This is a genomic window from Xenorhabdus santafensis, from assembly GCF_033949405.1.
Classification (GTDB): Bacteria; Pseudomonadota; Gammaproteobacteria; order Enterobacterales; family Enterobacteriaceae; genus Xenorhabdus; species Xenorhabdus santafensis.
Map to the genome: position 1 here is coordinate 1 of NZ_VCDN01000468.1, position 258 is coordinate 258.

General features: G+C 41.1%; 1 protein-coding gene. It reads left to right on the forward strand.

The genetic code is table 11. The features are described 5' to 3' along the window. Window positions 1–258 (forward strand): 50S ribosomal protein L18 (gene rplR / locus FE392_RS23105; RefSeq protein WP_319932010.1); only part of this gene is annotated, 258 nt, incomplete at both ends.

Below are 258 nucleotides of genomic sequence, written 5' to 3' on the forward strand. Positions count from 1 at the left end.
TACGTGCTAAACTTACTGGTACTGCAGAACGTCCACGTTTAAACGTGTTCCGTTCTAACCAACATATTTACGCTCAAGTTATTGATGATGTGAATGGTGTAACGTTAGTAAGTGCATCTACTCTTGATAAAGACCTTGCTCTTAACGGTACTAGCAATACTGAAGCTGCTACGAAAGTTGGAGAATCAGTTGCTAAGCGTGCTGTAGAGAAAGGCGTTAAAGAAGTAGTATTCGATCGCGGTGGTTACTTATACCATG